The 16,063-nt window shown below is 58.1% G+C and carries 14 protein-coding genes; 4 read left to right on the forward strand and 10 right to left on the reverse strand.

The genetic code is table 11. The features are described 5' to 3' along the window. Positions 1-19: 19 nt before the first annotated feature. Positions 20-304: a hypothetical protein gene (locus U4Z31_RS10325; RefSeq protein ID WP_185715761.1), complete on the forward strand. Its 285-nt coding sequence runs from the start codon at positions 20-22 to the stop codon at positions 302-304. 339 nt (positions 305-643) lie between these two features. Here the strand turns inward: U4Z31_RS10325 and U4Z31_RS10330 are convergent, their stop codons facing one another. After that, a complete protein-coding gene (locus U4Z31_RS10330) occupies positions 644-1,750 on the reverse strand; it encodes a porin (protein WP_321810220.1) in 1,107 nt (368 codons plus the stop codon). A 522-nt stretch (positions 1,751-2,272) separates the two neighbouring features. On the opposite strand from U4Z31_RS10330, the gene U4Z31_RS10335 reads away from it, so the two are divergent. The 3 genes from U4Z31_RS10335 to U4Z31_RS10345 are packed head-to-tail and all read left to right on the forward strand — an operon-like array spanning position 2,273 to position 6,678. Further along, positions 2,273-4,390 (forward strand): hydantoinase/oxoprolinase family protein, encoded by a 2,118-nt coding sequence (locus U4Z31_RS10335; RefSeq protein ID WP_321810221.1) that lies wholly within the window; start codon positions 2,273-2,275, stop codon positions 4,388-4,390. 10 nt (positions 4,391-4,400) lie between these two features. Beyond that, on the forward strand, positions 4,401-6,389 hold the full coding sequence (locus U4Z31_RS10340; RefSeq protein ID WP_321810222.1) for a hydantoinase B/oxoprolinase family protein: 1,989 nt from the start codon (positions 4,401-4,403) through the stop codon (positions 6,387-6,389). A 4-nt stretch (positions 6,390-6,393) separates the two neighbouring features. Continuing rightward, complete coding sequence (locus tag U4Z31_RS10345; protein ID WP_185715759.1) at positions 6,394-6,678, forward strand: hypothetical protein; 285 nt, start codon at positions 6,394-6,396, stop codon at positions 6,676-6,678. Positions 6,679-7,160: 482 nt separating this feature from the next. Here the strand turns inward: U4Z31_RS10345 and U4Z31_RS10350 are convergent, their stop codons facing one another. The 9 genes from U4Z31_RS10350 to U4Z31_RS10390 all read right to left on the reverse strand — a co-directional run bounded on the left by U4Z31_RS10350 (position 7,161) and on the right by U4Z31_RS10390 (position 16,049). Then, complete coding sequence (locus U4Z31_RS10350) at positions 7,161-7,706, reverse strand: phosphohydrolase (protein WP_124488529.1); 546 nt, start codon at positions 7,704-7,706, stop codon at positions 7,161-7,163. A gap of 387 nt (positions 7,707-8,093) precedes the next feature. Further along, positions 8,094-8,801, reverse strand: a complete 708-nt coding sequence (locus U4Z31_RS10355; protein WP_321810223.1) for an ABC transporter ATP-binding protein — start codon at positions 8,799-8,801, stop codon at positions 8,094-8,096. Beyond that, a complete protein-coding gene (locus tag U4Z31_RS10360; protein WP_124580139.1) occupies positions 8,785-9,531 on the reverse strand; it encodes an ATP-binding cassette domain-containing protein in 747 nt (248 codons plus the stop codon). The genes U4Z31_RS10355 and U4Z31_RS10360 overlap by 17 nt, the downstream gene beginning before the upstream one ends. Next, positions 9,528-10,532, reverse strand: coding sequence for a branched-chain amino acid ABC transporter permease (locus U4Z31_RS10365; RefSeq protein WP_321810224.1), 1,005 nt, complete (start codon positions 10,530-10,532; stop codon positions 9,528-9,530). Before U4Z31_RS10365 ends, U4Z31_RS10360 begins: the two co-directional genes overlap by 4 nt. Position 10,533: 1 nt before the next feature. Then, positions 10,534-11,403, reverse strand: a complete 870-nt coding sequence (locus U4Z31_RS10370) for an ABC transporter permease subunit (protein WP_321810225.1) — start codon at positions 11,401-11,403, stop codon at positions 10,534-10,536. A gap of 86 nt (positions 11,404-11,489) precedes the next feature. Beyond that, entirely contained in the window at positions 11,490-12,725 is a 1,236-nt protein-coding gene (locus tag U4Z31_RS10375; protein WP_321810226.1) for an ABC transporter substrate-binding protein, read from the reverse strand. A gap of 71 nt (positions 12,726-12,796) precedes the next feature. After that, positions 12,797-13,612 (reverse strand): phosphodiesterase, encoded by an 816-nt coding sequence (locus tag U4Z31_RS10380; protein ID WP_124488523.1) that lies wholly within the window; start codon positions 13,610-13,612, stop codon positions 12,797-12,799. A gap of 34 nt (positions 13,613-13,646) precedes the next feature. After that, complete coding sequence (locus U4Z31_RS10385) at positions 13,647-14,792, reverse strand: cobalamin-independent methionine synthase II family protein (protein WP_321810227.1); 1,146 nt, start codon at positions 14,790-14,792, stop codon at positions 13,647-13,649. A 228-nt stretch (positions 14,793-15,020) separates the two neighbouring features. After that, positions 15,021-16,049, reverse strand: coding sequence for an isopenicillin N synthase family dioxygenase (locus tag U4Z31_RS10390; protein WP_321810228.1), 1,029 nt, complete (start codon positions 16,047-16,049; stop codon positions 15,021-15,023). Between the last annotated feature and the right edge of the window lie 14 nt (positions 16,050-16,063).

Below are 16,063 nucleotides of genomic sequence, written 5' to 3' on the forward strand. Positions count from 1 at the left end.
GTTGGCATTGACGCGCGTCATGCCCGATACGCGTTCCAACGTTGTCTCGATCCATCTGTTCCGCTTTGCACAGTTTTTCAACCTTTCCTCGGTCACGTTCGGACCTGATGTCTTGTCGAGCGCCAGGGATTTCACACCGTCCTCCATGCAGTCTCTTTCGTTCGGTGGTGTGGAGACCGCCGCATCGTTCCGCAGCGGCGTGACGCACGTCCCGCATCGCCATCGGTCCGGAACCGCTTCGGCTACCGCCTCAACGTTGATCCAGCATTATTCACGTGCAATCCATATCAGTTTGAATTCCTGATTGCCACGATGATCCCCCTGGATGGGCTGACGCCTCCTCGTGCACACTGCGGCTTCTGGTCCGTCCAGCTTGGAACCGGACGGTCTCCCCCAATCTCCGACAGATTCAACGAACGGCTCGATAGACATATCGTCGCCCCAAGTGACATAGATGCCTGCGCTGGCAAGACGCCCCTGCTTGCGCCCCGCCTGGGTACGTCGATGAATCGTAAGATCCTTCATCACAGACTTCCAATGCAAATATCCCACTGACACATAACAAAATGATCATGCATTTGACGGAAGCACACGATCGCCTCCTGAGCACCGGCGCATGCCGTGCCGCTGTTGTCGCGGCTTGTCAAAAGCGCGTGGTCATCCCGACGCGTACTAAGGCCTGATTGCTCGTGGATGAAGGTTGAAGCGCGTTAATCCACGCCTTCGCCCGAGATTCGCTTCCGCTCGCGTGTTGATACAGCGCCGTAAGCGAAAGAGCCGTCCGCTTGGACAGGGCATAGCTTATCGTCGTCGCAAACTGCCTGGCGCAGTTATCACCGACTACCTCGTTTCCCTTCATGAATTCGTACGACGCGCCGAGCGACCAAAACCCGTCGATGCTCCAGGTCGCGCCTGTCACATAGACATTGATCTCCGCGCCGGACAGGGTATTTTTTGTGTTGGTATAGAGCAGGAATCCTTTTACCCGGCCTGCGTCGTACCGCCCACCGAATCCGAAATTGCGGATTCCGTGGTGCCCGTTACCAAGTTGAGGATACTTGACGTACGTATATGCCGCTCCCACTCCAAATCGACCGATTGCATAGTCGAGACTGAAGCTGGTCGTGTCGCCTGCGGAAAGTGCACCCGGCTGGTTACTGAACCCGTACATCGCACCGAGTTTCAGTCCGAAGACCTCGGGTGATCTGTACTTGACCGAGTTCGGTACACGTGTCGCACCAGCCAGACGATCGAAGTCGAGCGATCCAGTCGGGTTTCCGGGAATTCCCAGACCCGCGAATGGACCTTGGCGAAAATTATAAAACCCTCCCAAGTACAACGACGGATCGTACGGGAGCAGTTCCTCCATCATGAAGTCAAACTGATTGCCGAAAGTCAATGCACCAAGATGGTCAGCTTTCAACCCCACGTACGCCTCTCGATTGAACATAGCTCCGGAACTCGGCAACACTGCACCGTTGGCCACATTGAACTGGGTGACGATACTGAATATCGCAGACGTTCCACCGCCAAGGTCCTCCGTGCCTCGAAAACCCAGGAGATTGGGAGCTAGTATTCCGCTGTCCATCAACGTCGCGGAATGTCCTCCCTCATTGGTGACATACCCGACTCCCACATCAAGCAAACCGTAAAGGAGCACACTACTTCCGGATACCGTCTGGCTCTGCTGTGCATACACGAATGTTGCGCAAAGCGCCCACGCTCCCCCCATCACCAATCGCTTCACCATCTTGTGTCTCCGACTCGTTATTTTTCGAAGCCAATTTAGTGATGCAAATTTTTTCAATCAATCTTGATCATTCAATCAACGAGTAATGGTCGGTCGCTCATCCGTACGGAGGCAGGATCACATGGTCTCAGGCTAGGGAAATTCCCGATCTTTCCATCGTGGTCAAGGGTGCCTTGCCCAGCGGCGCGCCGCGGTGGATTCTGCCCGGCATTCAGGCAACTCGCCCCCGTCCCGACCTGCGGCGTGTGCATGTCGACATGCCGACATGCACACGCCGCACGAGCGGCACCGGAAGTTTCACTGGCGTCTCGCTTGTCTTCGCATATCGGATCATCGCGCGTCCCATCTTGATTGCGTAATCAAGATTGACCGGGCCGATCGGCTCATCCTAGATTCGTGAGCATTGGCACGGCATGATTGCGGCCTCCGGCCGATCAGCCAATCCAATACGTTACGCCCGTCGCTCAACCGGGAATGTGCGCGATCCCAAGGGCGGCCGACCAATAAGTCAAGGAGACAAGGATGAGCTATGTGATTGGCATCGATACTGGCGGAACATTCACTGACGGTTTCGCTGCCCACGAAAACGGTCGTCTCGCATCGGCAAAATCACCATCTACCCCGCCCGACTTTTCGCAAGGCTTCCTCAAGGTTATCGACGAACTCGGTCAGGAGCTTGGGCTTTCGACCCCGGACCTCCTCGCGCAAACGCGCTACATCGTTCATGGCACCACATCGACAATCAATGCGGTCATTACAGGCGACGTCGCAAAAGTCGGATTCATGACGACGCGTGGTCACGCCGATTCGATCTCGATCATGAATCTCGAAGGTCGATACGCAGGACTGGGGCCAGACGAGATCCAGCACATGGCTCGAACGAACAAACCCCAACCGCTCGTGTCTCGAGATCGCCTCTTCGAAATCGATGAGCGCATCGACTACAAGGGCGCAGAAATTGTCCCGCTGGACGAAGACGGTGTGCGCAACGCAGTCAACGCCTTGCTGAAAATGAATGTGGAGGCAATTGCAGTTTCATTCCTTTGGTCATTCCTCAATCCCGCTCACGAGCAGCGCGTACGAGAAATCATTCTGGAACTCGCACCGCACCTGTATGTTGCCTTGTCGTGCGAGGTGAGCCCGCGAATTCGCGAATACCCTCGCAGTGCCACTACGATCATCAATACGCAAGTCGGGCCAGTGTTGCGCAACTATCTTGTCCCGCTGGAAACACAGTTGCGCGAACGTGGCTTCACCGGGGCGTTGCTCGTGATGCAAGGGTCCGGCGGCTGCATTCGGGCTGCCGATGCCCCCGCTTATGCGGTCAGTACCCTCGGTTCCGTGCTGACTGGCGGCGTGGTCGGCTGCTTGCATCTCGCCGATGCGCTCGGGCATAAAAACGTCGTATCGACCGACATTGGTGGCACGACGTTTCTGGTTGGACTCGTACTGGATGGCAAACCCGCCACAACAACGACGACGGTTCTACATCAGCACCAGATCAATACCACCATGGTCGATGTCCATACGATCGGTGCCGGTGGCGGTGCAATCGCATGGCTCGACGCGGGCGGCAACCTGCGTGTCGGCCCGCGCAGCGCAGGAGCGCGTCCGGGACCGGCATGCTATGGCGAAGGCGGCACCCTGCCGACGGTAACCGATGCAGACCTTGTGCTTGGCATCATCAATCCGGACAATTTCCTCGGGGGGCGCAAGAAACTATATCGTGAACTCGCGGAGCAAGCGATTCGTCGGCATATCGCAACGCCACTCGGTCTGACTGTCGATGAAGGCGCTGCGGCAATCTATGCGATTCAGAATTCCCAAACAGCGGATCTGGTGCGCAAGGTCGTAGTGAATAGTGGCTACGACCCGCGTGACTTCGCCGTCTATTCCTTTGGCGGCGCCGGCCCCATGCACTGTGCGAGCTATTCCGCCGATCTCGGAGTCCAGGAAGTCGTCGTGCCGCTCGGATCTACTGCTGCGGTATTTTCAGCGTACGGCCTTGCGGCATCGGATATTGTATTGACCGCAGAGACATCAGCGCCGGACAACTTTCCTGCGCCCGCGAATCACGTTAACGATACTTTCGCCAGGCTCGAGGCGGAGCTTCACCAGCGGATTATCGACCAGGACCTCCACTTCGCCGAAGTACGCTTCGAGCGCGAAGCGGATATCCGTTACACCATGCAGCTCGCGGAGGTTTCAACACCCTTACCGACCGGCCAGCTCGACGACAATGCAGTCAACGAGGTAAGCACGCAGTTTGAGCTGCTCTACGAGAAACTCTACGGAAAGGGAACCGGTTTTGCCGATGCGGGACTTCAGGTAATCACTTATCGTGTCCGCGCCATTGGCTGTCTTCCGGCTCGCCCCAAGTTGCCCGAACTTCAGCGCGAACGCCGGGAGCCCCGTCCGCGTTCAACACGTCAAGTGTTCCTCGACGTGCGCCACCGATGGGAATGCACGCCCATCTATGATTATCGGGACCTATCCACTGGCACCCGCATCGACGGTCCCGCCGTCGTCGAAGCACCCACCACGACGGTCGCCATTCCGCGAGGCTGCAAGGGGGATGTCGATCGCCTTGGCAATCTCGTCCTGCGATACGACACAATTTCGGCCGCGCAAGCGGCATGAGGATATCTTGATGACCATCCTTCATGTGGCAGGTTCAGAACGATTTTCTCGTCGTCCTGGCGACACATCTCAGATTCACCGTGGCGTCGAAAACCACATCGACCTACATGACGTGACCGACCAAGACATTGCCGCCGTCGATCCGCTCACGTATGAAGTCATCCGCCATCGGCTCGCGATGATCACCGAAGAAATGGGCGATGCGCTCAAACGCATGTCCGGTTCTGTCGTCGTAACCGACGCGAATGATTTCGGCGCAACCATTCTCGACGAGTGCGGCAACTCCGTACTCGTCGGGCTGTATAACACCCAACTTGCCGCCTCGGTCGACATGGCGGTCAAATGGACCCTTGAGCATCGATCCGAGCGCCCCGGCATCCGCCCCGGCGACATGTTCCTGTGCAATGATCCATGGGTCGGCGGTGGCCTTCACCAGAACGATGTAACGGTACTGGCGCCTCTGTTCCATCAGGGGAAGTTGTTTGCGTGGACCGCAGCCGTGTGCCACCAGGTGGATCTCGGTGGCGTCTCGCCGGGAAGCTGGTCTGTGGAAGGGCACGACGTCTTTTGGGAGTCCACACCGGTTCCGCCCGTGAAAATTGTGGAAAATGGCGAGTTGCGTGTCGATGTCGAAGACATGTATCTGAGGCGCTCTCGCGTACCGAAGCTCATCGCGCTGGATCTGCGTGCGAAAATCGGTGCGAACAATATCGCACAGGAATTGCTGAACCGCCTGATCACGAAATACGATGCCCGAACGGTGAAAGCTGTCATGAAGCGGATTATGTCCGACGCCGAAGCGCGCCTGCGCGCCAAGCTTCGATCGCTGCCGGACGGATCGTGGGGCGCGGTAGCCCATCAGGATAGCGCGCGCAGCGGCGATCAGGGCATTTACAAGATCGTGCTGGCAATGCACAAGCGCGGTGACACGCTCCATTTCGACTTTACCGGTACCGACGCACAGGTCGAAGGGTTCATCAACTGCACCTACGCTGGCTTGCGCGGCGGCATCATGCCCATCGTGCTCACCATGCTCTGCGCGGATATACCGTGGGCGCCCGGGGGGCTGTACCGTTGTTTGGAAATCACGAGCGAACCCGGGACGATCAATAACTGCACGTTCCCGGCAGGCGTCGGCAAGGCGTCGGTCGCGTCGGCATGGGCTACCCAGAACGCGGTATCCGAATGCATCGGAAAAATGTTGTCCGTGCATCCCGAACATCGCAAGTCGATGATGTGCGTCTGCTGCGGCACATGGGACCTTGCACTCATTGCCGGTGTCGACCAGCGAGGCGGCCCGTTCGTCACCATGCTGTGCGATGCCATGGCCGGTGGTCTTGGCGCTCGCGCCGACCAGGATGGGGTCGACACGGGCGGCCTGAACTGCATTCCGATGGGACGCGTGGCGGATGTGGAGATCAACGAGTTCGCGTTTCCAATCCTGTATCTTTGGCGCCGAGAAGAAATCGACTCTGGTGGCCCCGGTCGATACCGCGGAGGCGTGGGAGGATCCAGCTGCTTCTTGCCACACGATTCGCCGCTCGGCGAGTTGCATCTCGTGGTTTCCGCGCCCGGGAAAGCCATACCATTGGCCACCGGAATTGGTGGCGGATATCCGGCTGCGACACAACATGACGTCTTGATTCGTGGCGCCGCGGCTCGAGAGCTGCTCTCAAATGGCCGAATCCCCGCGTCACTGGAAGAACTTTGCGGTACACCTCATGTCCTGCCATCACACATTGAAACAAACCTCGCCGAATCCGATACGTATTTCACCCATTGGCAGGGCGGCGGTGGCTACGGAGATCCTCTGCAGCGCGACCCCGGTCGTGTCGCGATCGACGTTGCCAATTTCAAGGTTTCGCCGCAAGCGGCACACGACGTGTACGGCGTCGTGTTCGACAGTGAGGGAGAAATCGATATTTCAGCAACTGATCGACATCGAGTTCGGGTTCGCCAGGAACGAACGAGTCCGTTGGCCCATGCAACCAAGGAGTAAGTCCATGCAGATCGACGACAACCTGGAAGCCGGCGAGTCAGGGGCCGTTTTGTGTTCGCATTGCTCAACCGTTTTAGGCGAGTGCACAACCGCCCCGTTAAAACATGCGATCCGGCGCGAGTCGCCGGCAGCAGCCGCACGAGCGGTGATGCATGCAGATCCGGCTTGCTTCACTGAAAGATCGATCGTACTGCGTCAGCTATTCTGTCCCGGTTGCGGCGCGTTACTCGATACGGAAATTGTGCCGCAAGACGAATCAGCGTACCGAACGTGGATACTTCGTGCCTGACATCCACATATGTGGCCCGACGTGCAAGTCGCGACGGGCCACGAATATGCTGATCAACACCTGCGGTCGAAGCGCGACAACCCGAGGGAGCGTGTCGTCAGAATCGAGATGGTTGGCGGATGGCACCTGGTGGTGCGCTACGTCGTTCACCCGCCTCGCGATCAACTGCGATGAACTCCAGACCGGTACACTGGCGCAAGGGACATGCACAAGGTTCCGATCATCCAGGAAGGCATACGTGGATGTCCGCGCAGACGTCACGTATCGCATACGGCTGAGTCCGGAACCCGTACCTGAACTTCATCGGTGCTCGGTGGCTCGACATCGATCCCACCAACCACCTCGCCCGACGTTGCGGCATCCCTCCACTCGCCCGGATGGACAGGGGCGCGAGATTGACTCCCCCCCTGAAAGAAGGGCCGCTTGCCCGATCATCACGCCCCTCGTTCATGCGAACACCGCGCCCGAGAGCCGGGCCATCCCTACTTCAGCAGCGGCTTCAACTGGGCAAGGAAGTGGTCGACAGGCGGCGTCACGACACCGGGCGTCTTTGCGAGGTCGTCGTAACGGCGCACACGAATCGCATCCTGTGCATACGGCTCTCGAATGAACGCCGAAATCTCATCCTCCGTCATCAACCCGCCTTGCAATTGAAGGGAGCGAACCGAGTCCGGCGCAAGGCACTTGTTGTATTCCGGCTCAACAGTGCAGAGATATCTCTTTGCCGCCACATGCAGGCGAATCGGTTCGGTTACATCCTGTCCAAAATACTGCGACAGCCACCGAGCACCACGCTGCTCATGTGTATCGTCGATTCCTTTCGCGGCACAATCCTCGCCTAGATTGTGAATCATGTGTCCCGCGTCGTGAAGGAAGGACGCAGCAATCAGCGCGGCAGGATCGTCGTTCGCTTCAGCGAGCATGCCGGCTTGTAGAGCATGCTCTTGCTGCCGGACAGCCGTCAGGCCATAGCGCCCTTGCGCTGCGTCCGTGTACAGAGTTGCCAGTTCATCCAAAATTGAAGCCATTGTGTTCTCCTTGGGTTGTAAAGGAAGAAATCGCTTCGCGAAATGGCGTGCCATTCGTCCGCATCGACGATCGAACGACCTCCAAGCATCGCACGCGATTTCCGTTTGAATTCGTTCCCGTTGGCGCGGCCTATCCGGAAATATCTTTCCCAATAACCAGAATCGCCACGGAATGGGAGTTTCTCAAGGGGCCGTGCCCGCGGTCTTGCGCGGAAGACGCCGCATACGGGCGCCGAGCTCGGGTTTCTATCGCGCGCAACCACAGATTGTGGAACCAGCACCCTACGGTCATGCCACGTGCTGCGTTACACGCTTTGTCGATGGTTTCCTCGCTTGTATTTCTTTCGCCATCCATATCGGAATCAATCAACGTAGAAAGACGCATCGTCACGCTGCGGCGGCTGTCTCGACATCAAAAGGCGTGTCGCCAAGCAACTGCTCGCGCGATCGGTCCGCAACGATGCGTCCTTTCTGCATGAGAACCGCACGCTCAACCACCGACGCAACAAAGCTCAGGTCTTGGTCCACGATGAGCATCGCCAAGCGATCATTCTTCGCGATGATGTTGAGCAACTCGGACAACTCATCACATACCGACGGCTGCACACCGTCCGTAATTTCGTCGACTAGCAGCAGTCGCGGCACCGTAATCAGGGCTCGGGCCAGCGATAGCAACTGGCGCTCGCCACCGGAAAGTCCTGAGCTCGGCCTCTTGAGCAGGCGCTCAAGGCGCGGAATTTGTGCGATAACCTTTTCGACGGCCTGCTCACGCTGGCGTCGGTCTGCGAACGAGGCTAGGCGCAGGTTTTCCATCACGGTAAGCTGCGGGAAGCCGGCACAACCTTGGGCAACCATCGCGACGCCGTGGCGGCTACGCAGATGAACAGCCAGGTCCTGAATTGCTTCGCCGCGCCATGTGATAGTCCCCGAGCGAATAGGCAATACACCCATTACGGTCTTCAGCAAGGACGTCTTTCCCATGCCGTTGTAGCCAACGAGGCCGAGAATCTCGCGATCGGCCATCGCCAGGTTCGTGCCGTGCAGGACCGGTGCCCCACCATAGCCAGCCGTCACATCCTTAAGAATGAGCATCATTAATCTCCTTCTTTCGCCCGAGATAGACGTCGCGCACCATCTCGTTTGCCTGGATGTTGTCCATCGTGTCATCGGCTATGACCTGTCCTTTGTGGAGGACGGTCACGCGCTCCGCGAGCCGGGCGATGAAGTCGAGGTCGTGCTCCACGACAATTACAGTGGCCTGCTTGTTGAGCAATCGAATCAACTCCACAGTCTTCAGCATCTCGGTCGATGTCATGCCGGCGGTAGGCTCGTCGAGCAAGGCGAGGCGCGGAGCGCTGGCGCGCAGCATCCCCAACTCGCACCATTGACGGTGCGCATGCGACAAGCTGTTCACAGGCGCGCGTGCCAGCTCGTCCGAGAAGTCGATTTCATCGAGGATCTCCGCCATCTTGAGCTGCGCGTCGCGCTTGCTCAGGTTCTGCGAGTGCAAAGCCAACTCGATGCTCTCACGCGTCGTCAGATTCGGATAGACGCTCGGAATCTGGTTCTTGATGGCAATTCCCAGTCGGGCCACTTTGAAGCTCGGTAGTGCCCCAACGTCGTTCCCCTCAAAGAACACCGCGCCGCTGGTCGGTCGATACTGATGCGTCAAGCACTTGAACAAGGTGCTCTTGCCGGCGCCGTTCGGACCGATCAGGCAGCGAATTTCGCCAGGGAACACCTCGAAATCAACGGAATCGACTGCACGAACGCCACCGAACTGCTTGACCAGTGCTCGCGTCGAAATGATGGGGGTCGGCTTCATTCGGAGGCCCTCGACATCGGTGTGAACCTGCGCAACCGCACGCCCCAAGTCTTCATCCACGGCAGCACGCCCTGAGGAATCAACAGCACGAGTGCGATGATTACCGTGCCAAACACAAGCTCGGTATTGATCGTTTGGCTAGTACCGAGATAGCTCGCCAGCAACTGAAAACCGATCGCAGCGACGACCGGACCGGCCAGCGCCCCCAATCCGCCGGCAATCACCCACAGAACGAATTGCGAGGCCTGGGAAAGGTCAAACGCATTGGGACCGACGAATCCTGCGACCGACGTATAAAGCGCGCCGGACAGCCCGGCAACAGCTGCACTAATCGTATAGCCGACGAGCTTGTACAAACGCACGTCATAACCGAGTAGTTCGCAACGCAGTTCGTTTTCCTTGATTGCAACCATCACACGCCCGATGCGATGCTCCCGCAGCCAAGTCAGCACCGCGTAAACCAAACTCAGGGCCACAACACAAACCAAGAAGGTGGTCCCGACTGATAACTGGGTCTCCGGCATCCCAGGGATATTCAGGCCGGGAACTCCGTTGATGCCATTGAACCCGCCCAGCGGTACGCTGCCGAAGTGATAGAACGGATCGGCCGTGCTGCTGAAGAATGAAAAGAAAATCAGCGTCACGCAAAGCGTGATAACGGCCAAATAGACGTCACCGAGTCGGCTAAAGAACAGGAAGTAGCCGAGGGCGAGCGAGACGATGACGGGCAGCGCGACGGCAGCCAATATCGCCCATGTACTGCTGCCCATATTCATCGCACACAAAGCGTAGGCGTAAGCGCCGAGCCCGAAGAATGCGGTGTGCCCCAGACTCAACACACCCAGGGTGCCCCATACAAACGCGAGCCCAAGGCCGCCGATAGCCAGCGCGGCATATCCTGCCCCGGACACAAGGTTGAACGGATCGAGCACGTATGGCGCGACTAATCCGACGGCCAGCAGTACAAAAAAGAAAATTCGCTTGAAGATCACTTGTCGCACGTTAGCGCTCCCCAGTCCAGAGTCCGGAAATGCCCTTCGGATATATTCGCAGCAGGACGATCGCAACCAGCAGCAGCGCAGCCTGTCCGACGATGGGCGTTGCCACGACAGACACGAGTGCTTCCACTGGCCCGAGGACCGTCGCTGCCGACATCAGACCGGCTACGACCGAACCACCTCCACATATCACCGTCACGAAGGCCTTCGCGACGTAGGCAGCACCCATATGTGGTGTCACGCCGGAGATTGGTGCCAGCAGCGCGCCGGCAAAACCGCTCAGTGCCGCGCCAAGCGTGAACGTCACCGCGTAGATGCGGCTCTGATTGAAGCCAAGTACGGATGCCAACTCGGGATTGAGCATAGCCGCTCGCGCAACGAGCCCGACGCGGGTGCGCATCAGCACAACATATCCGCAAGCCACCAGCGCGAAGGCAATTGCCACGATTGCAACCTGATATGCACCAAGTGTGTAGCCGCTGCTACCGACCCGAATAGTGCCAAGCGGTGCACTCACGCCGTTGATCGTATTGCCAAAGATTGCGGTAATTCCGCCAATCAGGAACAGGCTTAGCCCCCAGGTCGCCAGCATGGTTCCCACGAGGTTGCCGTACATCCGCCTGATGATCAGGCGCTCTACGAGACAGCCGATGAGCCCCACAGTGAGGGGAGCGACGGCAAAAATCGCAAACCAGATATTGAGTCCGAGCTGGCACGCGAGAATCGTCGCATAGCCGCCAAGCATCAGGAATTCCCCGTGCGCGAAGTTGATGACGCGCATCATCCCGAAGATGACCGCCAGCCCTGAGCTGATTAGCGCCAGGATGGCAATGGCATTGACGACCGTGAATGCCAAAATCAGAATTGTGTCCATGTCTCGCCCGGCTGGAAGCCGTTAGCCACGACAAACCGTGCGCCTGGAAGATGCGGCGCACGGTTCACCGAAACCGCTTCAGGCAATCAAAGTTGCGGTTGCAGGAACTCGGTCTGCGCCGGGTACTTCGGAACGTCGCAGCGGCCACCGTACGGGTCGGGGCGAATCTGCTTTCGGGTCTCGACGAGGCTCCACACACGGTCCTGAACGCGGATGATGTGCACGTCCTGCGTCGTATGGTGGGTCGGCCCGTCCGTGACCATCCTGCCACCAGGGCCTTCCCAGGAAATTCCGCTTTCCCATGCCTTCATCACGGCATCGCGGTCGAAGCTCTTCGCGCGCTTCACGCACTCCGCCCACAGCATGACTCCGTTGTAGCCGCCGATTGCTTCGCCGCTCAGGTACGGATGGTCGTTGCCCATCGCCTTGCGGAAGCGGCTCAGGAAGTCCTTGTTCTGCGGTGTGTCGAGTTCCTGGAAATAGTTGTACGCAGCGTAGATGCCGTTGGTCTCTTGCGGCGAAAGAACTTCGTGCTCAAGGCCAGCGCCGAAGATCATCGAAACGATCGGGATTTTCTTCAGCATACCGGCGGCTGCCCACTGGCGGTAGAACGCCATCGCCGGCCCACCGACCAGACACGAATGGATGAAGTCCGGCTTTGCGGCCTGAATTTTCGCGATGGCCGACGTGAAGTCCGTCGTGTCGAGCGGGTAGTAGTCGTCGGCCACGACGCTGCCACCTTGCCGCTTGGCCATCACGTGATTCCAGGCGCCGAAGGTGCGAGGGGCGTTGTAGTCGGAAGCGATGTAGTAGAGCTTCTTGCCGAGGTTCTTGAACGACCACTCGAGCAGCGGAACGATTTGCTGATTCCCTTCCGTGTTCACACAGAACGTGTTCTGTTCGCACACGCCGCCTTCATACACCGAGCCATAGAAGTACGGAACCTTGTACTTGCGGAGAATCGGGCGCGTAGCCTCGCGCGCGGCGCCCGTCAGCGCACCCATCGCCATGACCACGCGGTCACGAAGCGCCGCCTGCTGCGCGTACTGCGGATACTTGTTGATGTCCGACTGTGCGTCATAAACCTTGACCACGACTTGCTTTCCGAGCAACCCGCCCGCCGCATTCAGCTCCTTGGCAGCGAACTGCATACACATGTTTGCCCCGACGCTGTAGGCGTTGAACGCCCCCGAAATATCGTGCAGCGAGGCAATCGTGACCGATTCCGATCCGGCAAACGCGGAAAACGGAATCGATTCTGCGAGCACGGCTCCCGAAAGGGCCGCAATCGATTTGATGAAATCTCGACGGTTGTTGCTCATGACACACCTTTAGGATATCGAAATAATTGCAATGGAAATATCTCGAAATATTTTTCTACGCCGTTCGCGCGTTAGATGCGCATTACCTGATTATCCTTCTTCCCGTTCGGGTCGTATCGGAAGCGCGGGCTGTTATCAAGGAATTCGTGGTTGTGGATTACGATGCCGGTCTCGTCGAAGAAGACGATGGAGTACGCGGGTGGCTCGAGACTCGTTACGATTCCGTTCTGACCGAAATCGAGGGCCGTCTGGTGGTTCAGTCCCGCGAGGGTGCTAAAGGGGATGTTTCGCCACGTTCCTGAAACCGGGCGATGCACGTGCCCGAAGAAGACGTGTCCGACGTCGTGCTTCCCCACGATTGCCGCAAAATCATCTGGGTTGCGCAGCATGATGTTGTCCATCGACGGAAGGTGGATGCGAAAAGGCGGATGGTGCATGAAAAGATAGGACGGTTTGTCGGCCGCCTCGTTCAGGCGCGCATCGAGCCACGCCTGGCGCCGCTCGCAGTACCATCCCGCATGCGTACCATCTTGCTTCGTGTCCAGGAAGATGAATCGACCGACCGGGGTATCGGTGTACGACTGGATGAACCCGTGCTCGTCGACCGGTGCATCCGGAAACACGCCGCGAAACTTGCGGCGATCGTCATGGTTGCCGACGACCAGTTGAACCGGAATCGGGAAGTCGCGCAGCGCATCGCGCAACGCGATGTATGCCTCCTCTTCTCCATCGTGTGCGAGGTCGCCGGTCATGACGCACAGGTCCGCATCTGCATGATGTGCTGCGACATGTTTCAGGCACGCGTGCAGACGGTCCTGCGGGTCAGTTTCAAACAGCTCATGACCCGGAGGAACCAGGTGAACATCAGTGATGTGAATGATTTTCATTGTTTGTCAGTCAACTTGCTTCGTACGTCAATTGTTACGTCGCCTTGCGCCACAGGCGCGACGATGCGATCTCTGCCCCTTGCACCATCGCTTCCAGCTTCTTCCACGCAATATCAGGGTCGACCGTCTTCATGGTCGCCAAACTCGCGAAACCACAATCGGTACCCGCGATGACGCGCTCGCGCCCAACCAGATCCGCATACTGCTGAATGCGCTGCGCCACGACTTCACGATGCTCGATATAGTTCGTGCAGGTATCGATGACCCCAGGCACGATAATCTTGTCTTCGGGGAGACTCGTTTCCTTGAACAAGCTCCATTCATGCGCGTGGCGTGGATTCGCCGCTTCGAGCAAAAGCGCCATCGGACGGGCCTTGATTACCAGGTCAAAGATCTCGTGCAAGTCGATGTCATGGTGGTGGGGGGACTCATAGTTTCCCCAGCACAGATGCATACGAACGCGGTCCGCCGGAATGTCCCGCAGCGCGTGGTTGAGCACTTCGACGAGCATCGCGACTTCGCTGCGAAATTCTTCGACCGACATCGGTTCGGCACGGAAGTGGCGACCCAATGCGAGGTCCGGGCAATCGATCTGCAGGATCAGTCCCGACGCGACAATCGCATCGTATTCGTGCTTCATCGCATCGGCCAGCGCATACAGATACGCCTCATGGCTCGGGTAGAACTGGTTCGGCATGTAGTGCGCCATGATGCCGGGCGAGGATGCATTCATGAAACCGTCTTCGTGGGCCACACCGGCCAGTGCCGACTTGAAGTTCTCAATGTCGATCCGCAGCTCCGCCTCGCCGCGGTACTCGATCGGCCCGATACATGCCGGGGTCCGGATATCCAGGTTGATGCGCTTGGCGAAGTTCGGAAATTCAATCAGTTCGGACAGCGCTAACGTCTGGTTCGCGCCGGTGAGGCCGGTGAGCCGGTTGCGCGCGTATGTCGAGTACGCATACTTGCTCATCTCGCCGTCGTCGATAATCGACACGCCGACCTCAGCCTGCTTCTTCGCGATCTCGGAGACAGCCGACGCAACGTGGTCCGGAAGCGTTGCCGCACGCTCGCTATCCAGCGTACCCATCTCCTTCGCGTACAGCATTTCTTCCAGCGGCAGCGGCCGTGGCAAGCTGCCGACGTGGGTGGTCAAGATTCTGTCGCTGCTCGTTTTCATCGTTGCTTCCTCAAAAGAACTACCAAATTTTTTAGCGAACCGACGTCCTGACAACAGAAGTCGGCTGACTCCCCTGCACATCCTAACCAGCGCCATTTACGCGCATAAGTCGTCGCATTAGCCAAACTAATAAGTTCACCGCCACGGACTGCAGATTCGTCAGACGACTAAGCGAGAGTTTCGAAGACACTTGGAGTCGTCGGGCGACGTCTGCCTTCGCTAAAAAACTCAGACGTAAGCGAACCCGTTCCCCCGGAGTTCGACATCCTTATAGTGGGCTCGCGCGACATCCGGATGGGAGCGGATTCGTGCTTTCAGATGGTTGGTACCAACATCCTGGAAGAGCGGATTAGTCGGGTCCTTGGTAATGCCACGGACTGCTCTTCTCAGGTCCCCGGCAACCCGGAGCTGCGGCAGCGGAGCAAGCAGGTTCGCACCAAGGAAGAACGGTACGGAATAGCGGCTAACCCCTGCTGGCGGCGTAATTACACGGTGCACATCTGCGCGCACAAAGCCATCGGTAATCATCTCCAGGAGTTCGCCCGTGTTTACGATGAACGAGCCCGGAATCGGCGGTGCTTCAATCCATTCGCCAGTCGAGGTCTGCACCATGAGGCCTGGGTTGTGGTCGTTGAGCAGGATGGTGATAAGGCCACCGTCCTTGTGAGCGCCGACGCCCTGCTGGTTTTCGATCAAGTCGCTACCGGGGTAGCGAACGATTTTCAGATGTTGAGCAGGATGCGGCTCGAACATCGATTCGAAGGTATCTTCCGGGTGATTGATAGCGACAGCGATTGCCTTTAAGACTTCTCGCCCCACGCGCGTTGCTTCTGCCTGGTATTTCAAGATGACGTCACGCAGCTCCGGCAATGCCTCCGGCCACTGATTGGGACCGATGGCGCGTTTCCACGGCGCATCGCCCGCTTTCAGGTCGAGAGCCGGCTTGTCGGTATCGAAGTCGACCTGTTCACGCCAGTCCTTCTTTCCTCCGGTGAGCTCGAAGCCCACACGGTTGTAGCCGCGGAAATGCCGCGACTTGACCATCTCAATGGCGAGTTTGTCTTCTTCCGGTAAAGCGAAGAATTGCTGCGACACTTCGATGACGCGGGCCGTCAGCTCCGGCGCCACGGCATGACCGGCCAAGTAGAAGAATCCATGGTCATAGAGGACGTCACGAAGTTCCGAGACGAAACTCGAGCGTGTCGAAGCCTCCCGAAACTGTGAAAGGTCGACGATAGGTAGGGAAGATTTGCTCATTGCTTCATGTGCCT

Source organism: Burkholderia sp. BCC1985, from assembly GCF_905339915.1.
Classification (GTDB): domain Bacteria; phylum Pseudomonadota; class Gammaproteobacteria; order Burkholderiales; family Burkholderiaceae; genus Burkholderia.